The 4850-nt window shown below is 63.1% G+C and carries 5 protein-coding genes; all 5 read left to right on the forward strand.

Annotated features, from left to right (window positions below; translation table 11 throughout):
* The coding region (locus tag EOA24_RS27485; RefSeq protein WP_133374633.1) for an FAD-dependent oxidoreductase at positions 1 to 1912 on the forward strand (1912 nt) is incomplete at its 5' end.
* A 104-nt stretch (positions 1913 to 2016) separates the two neighbouring features.
* Complete coding sequence (locus tag EOA24_RS27490; protein ID WP_126082164.1) at positions 2017 to 2553, forward strand: site-2 protease family protein; 537 nt, start codon at positions 2017 to 2019, stop codon at positions 2551 to 2553.
* Positions 2554 to 2608: 55 nt separating this feature from the next.
* Complete coding sequence (locus tag EOA24_RS41855) at positions 2609 to 2779, forward strand: hypothetical protein (RefSeq protein ID WP_189343107.1); 171 nt, start codon at positions 2609 to 2611, stop codon at positions 2777 to 2779.
* Positions 2780 to 2838: 59 nt separating this feature from the next.
* Entirely contained in the window at positions 2839 to 3780 is a 942-nt protein-coding gene (locus EOA24_RS27495; RefSeq protein ID WP_126082165.1) for a phosphoribosylaminoimidazolesuccinocarboxamide synthase, read from the forward strand.
* 76 nt (positions 3781 to 3856) lie between these two features.
* Positions 3857 to 4699: a DUF1194 domain-containing protein gene (locus EOA24_RS27500; protein ID WP_127410265.1), complete on the forward strand. Its 843-nt coding sequence runs from the start codon at positions 3857 to 3859 to the stop codon at positions 4697 to 4699.
* Positions 4700 to 4850 lie beyond the last annotated feature (151 nt).

A 4850-nucleotide genomic window follows, 5' to 3' on the forward strand; every position in this document is an offset into this window, starting at 1 on the left:
GGTCGGCGAAGACCTGCCGGTCATGCCGATCGACCATCCGCTGACCTTCTTCGGCCCTTACAACGAGTTCGCCGGCACCGGCAAGGAGATCGGCTGGCCGCTGCTGCGCGACCAGGGCAACTCGGCCTATATGCGCGACACCGGCGATCCGAAGACCGCCGAGGGCGGGCAGATCGAATGGGGTTATTACGAGGAGACCAATCCGCGCCTGTGCCACCCGCGCGACCTGCTCGAAAAGCATGAGGCGCGGCTGTCGCCGTCGCAGCGCGACCTCGACATGGAGCAGATCATGGCGCCGCTGGAGCGCGCCATGGAACTGACGCCGATCCTCGGCGAATTGGGTTACAATGAAGGCCATTCCTTCAACGGCTTGCTGCAGGTGACCACCGATGGTGGCCCGTCCATGGGCGAAAGCCAGAAGGTGAGGGGCCTGTGGTACGCCGTCGCCATCTGGGTCAAGGACGGCCCCGGCATGGGCAAGCTGATCGCCGACTGGATGACCGACGGCCGCACCGCGATCGACCATCACCAGATCGACTATTCGCGCTTCTACCCGCACCAGACGCAGGAACAGTTCATCTGGGATCGCTGCACCGAGACGGCGATGAAGGTCTACAATCCAGCGGTGCATCCGCGCGAGCCCTTCTCCAAGGGCCGCAACATCCGCCGCTCGCCTTTCTGGGAGCGCGAGAAGGAACTCGGCGGCTATTTCATGGAGCTGGGCGGCTGGGAGCGCGCGCACGGCTACGCCGCCAACGAGCATCTCCTGGAGAAATACGGCAACCGCGTGCCGGTGCGCGAGAACATATGGGACAACCGCCATTTCTGGCGCGTCTCCAATGCCGAGCATCTGGCGATGAGCGAGGATTGCGGCATCGTCAACCTGTCGCATTTCTCGATGTATGACGTCGAAGGGCCCGACCATGTCGCGCTGCTGGAATGGCTGTGCGCGGCCAAGATCGGCGGCGACAACAATATCGGCAAGGGCATCTACACCCACTTCCTCGACGAGGAAGGCATGGTGCGCGCAGACTTCACCGTCATCCGCATGGCCGATCGCTGCCGCGTGATCGACGGCGCCGATGCCGGTCCGCGCGACTTCCGCTACATGCAACGCACCGCGCAGGACAAAGGTTTTGACGTCACCGTCACCGACGTGACGGAAAAATACGTCACCATCGGTATCTGGGGGCCGAATGCCCGCACGACCTTGCAGAAGGTGGTCGAGGATCCGAATGGCCTGACGCCGGAGAATTTCCCCTTCGCGGCGATCAAGCCGATCCGGATCGGCGGCAAGGATGTGACCGCCTTCCGCATCTCCTATGTCGGCGAGCAGGGCTGGGAGTTGCATATGCGCTACGAGGACGGGCTCGCCGTCTGGGACGCGCTGCGCTCTACCGGCGTCATGCCGTTCGGCGTCGAGACCTACGCCAACACGCGCCGCATGGAAAAAAGCCTACGCCTCCAGAACGCCGATCTGCTGACCGAATACAATCTGCTCGAGGCCGACCTTGCCCGTCCGAAGGTCAAGGACAACGACTTCTGCGGCAAAGCCAAGCATCTGGAGTATCGCGCCCGTGAGCATCAGCCGGCTATGCTGTGCACGCTGGTGATGACCGAGAACACCGATTCCAAGGGCGTGGCCCGCTACCCGGTCGGCACCATGCCTGTGCAGGATCCCGCGAGCGGCGAGACGCTGGTCGACGAGCTCGGCCGCCGCTCCTTCACCACTTCGGTCGCCTATGGCCCGACGATCGGCAAGAACATCGCGCTTGCCTATCTGCCCTGGGCGTACTGCCAGGAAGGCTGCAAGCTGCAGGTCGAGTATTTTGGCGAGACCTATCCGGTCGAGGTGGCGGGAGTCGGTTACAAGCCGCTCTACGACCCGGAGAACCTCAAGCCGAGGAGCTGATGGTCGCGGACCAAGAAAGATGCAAAGCCCGGCTCCGGTCGGGCTTTTGCTTTTGTGCGGGCCGTGATTCTCGGGTAGCGTTGCTCCGGGCGGAGTAAGCAGGTTTGCAACGGTTCGGTTGGGACAGGAAGAACGACGCATTCGTCTTCGTGATGAAGGGGAACATTCCCGTTCATGTCAGCTGGACCTTTGCCATTCCAGCCGTCCTGCCGTTCGTACATGAATGGTCGAGGCATCCCAGGCTCGCCCTGATCCATACGGCCATATTCGCCGCGCTCCTGTTCCTGTCGGTGTTTCTGCATGAACTTGCCCATGTCTGGGCAGCGCGACGGCGCGGCATCGGCACCCAACGGATAGACCTGTACCTGTTCGGCGGATTTGCCTGGTTCAAGCCCGGCGCGGCTTCGCCCTATGGCTGGGCATGGATCGCGTTTGCCGGGCCGTTGGTGAACATCGTCCTGGTGGCGGGCTTTGCCGCTGCCTATTACCTTCTTGCCCGGCCCTTGTTGCCTGTCGATCCGGACGGTCATTTCAGTTCGCCGCCGAGACTGGACACGCTTCTTGAGTGGACGCTTTGGCTTGGCGCATTGGTGAATGCGGCCTTGGCCATTCTCAACCTCCTTCCGGGCCATTCCGCTTGATGGCGGGGCGATCGCCAGGCATCTGCTTGCGCCGCGTTTCGGCGCGGATGCCGCCGTGCGGATCGTCGGCTTCTGCGGCGTCGTGCTTTCGATCCTGCGTTTCGCGGTCATTGTCCCTGCGGCCCTGGCCGGAATTCTGTTGTGGTTTCCGCCTTCCTTCAGGCCGAACTGGCGGGCGTTTCGCGCCGCCGGCAATAAGAAGCCCGTTCCGCAGCATCCGGCTTGATGTGCAGGGGGGCAGCGGCTTATGTGGCCTGATCAGAAGCCTGCGAAAGCCTACGCCCCATGCGCATCCTGTCCGACGCCTTCATTCCCGAGCTTCCCAATCACTATCACGGCAAGGTGCGCGAAAATTACGACCTGCCGGACGGACGCCGCATCATCATCGCCACCGATCGTTTGAGCGCGTTTGACATCATCCTGGCCTCGATCCCGTTCAAGGGCGAAGTGCTCACCCAGACGGCGCGCTACTGGTTCGAGGAAACCGCCGACATCTGTCCCAACCACGTGCTGGAATATCCCGACCCCAACGTCGTCGTCGGCACGCGGCTCGACATGCTGCCGGTCGAGATGGTCGTGCGTGGCTATCTGGCAGGCACGACCAGCACCTCTATCCTGACCAAGTATCGGAAAGGCGAAAGGAGCTTCTACGGCCACAGCTTTCCCGATGGGCTGCGCGACAATGAAAAGCTGCCGCAGGCGATCATCACGCCGACCAGCAAGGCCGCCCATGGCGGCCATGACGAGCCGCTGTCGGAGGCCGAGATTATTGACCAGGGGCTGCTCACGCAGGCGCAGTGGGATACGGTCTCGCGCTATGCGTTGCAGCTTTTCGCTCGCGGCCAGCAGCGCGCCGCCGAACGCGGCCTGATTCTCGCTGACACCAAATATGAATTCGGCACCGCGCCGGACGGCACCATCGTGCTGGCGGACGAAATCCATACGCCTGACAGCAGTCGCTATTGGATCGCTGCGAGTTATGACGAGGCGTTCGCAAGCGGCGGGCGCCCGCAGAGCTTCGACAAGGATTTCGTCCGCTCCTGGGTGTCAGCGCGGTGCGATCCCTACAAGGACCCGATCCCGCCAATTCCGGACGAGATCATCAACCAGGCCTCGGCGGTCTATATCCAGGCCTATGAAGCGATAACCGGCGCAAAATTCGTGCCCGACCTTTCCGGCGATACGGTGCTGGAGCGTATCCGTTCGAACATCGCGCGGTATTTCTAAAAGGCCCGGGCCGGCGGGATCCGATGCCCCGGATTCGCGGCTTTTGCGCGCGGCGATTTTCGCTTAACCTTCCGCCATGTCCGCTTATGCCCGCGCAAGGCATATCGTCTCAGGCAGCGCCGCCCTGGCGCTGGCGCTTTGGCTGACTCCTGCCGCGTCTCCCGCCGAGCCGGTCGATGTCGAGCTGGTGCTGGCGGTCGATGTCTCGCTTTCCATGTCACCGGCTGAGCTGGAGATCCAGCGTCATGGCTACGCGGCGGCGCTGATGCATGACAACGTGCTGAAGGCTATCGCCGACGGCGCCTATGGCAAGATCGCCGTCACCTATGTCGAATGGGCGGGCACGACCTGGCAGCGAGTCGTCGTGCCGTGGACCGTGATCGCCAACCGCGCCGACGCCGAGAGGTTCGTCGCGAAGCTCGAAGCCAACCCGCCGAACAGCGCCCGGCGCACCTCGATTTCCGGGGCGCTGAGCTTCGGCAGCGATCTGTTCGCAGAGAGCGGATTCCAGGGGACCAAGCGTGTCATCGATGTTTCCGGCGATGGGCCGAACAACCAGGGCGCGCCGGTCGATCTCACCCGCGACGAGGTGGTCAGGCAAGGCATCACCATCAACGGCCTGCCGCTGATGACGCGCGGCGGTTTCAGCGGCGCCTTCGACGTCGATAATCTGGACCGCTATTACAGCGACTGCGTCATCGGCGGACCGGGCGCCTTCATGATCCCGGTCAATGACTGGACGCAGTTTCCCGAAGCGATCCGCCGCAAGCTGGTGCTGGAGCTCGCCGGTTCGGCTTCACCGCAACGGGCGGCCGAAGGGGCCGCGCATCCGCCGGTCGTGCTCGCCGATAACAGGCCGGCCGCCGACTGCCAAGCCGGCGAAAAGATGTGGCGCAACCGCGGCTGGGGCATGCCGTGAGGGGAGGAGGAGCAGGCAACCGTTCAGGATGACGTTTCGTTGAAACGCCGCTTCATTGACAAGCCTTTTGGCGTCTGTGAGACAATTCGCGCTCACCACAAAAAGGGGAACCACAATGAACAGGACCACCATTTTCGCGGCAACGCTGACG

Origin of the sequence: Mesorhizobium sp. M2A.F.Ca.ET.039.01.1.1, from assembly GCF_003998035.1 — a bacterium.
Classification (GTDB): Bacteria; Pseudomonadota; Alphaproteobacteria; order Rhizobiales; family Rhizobiaceae; genus Mesorhizobium.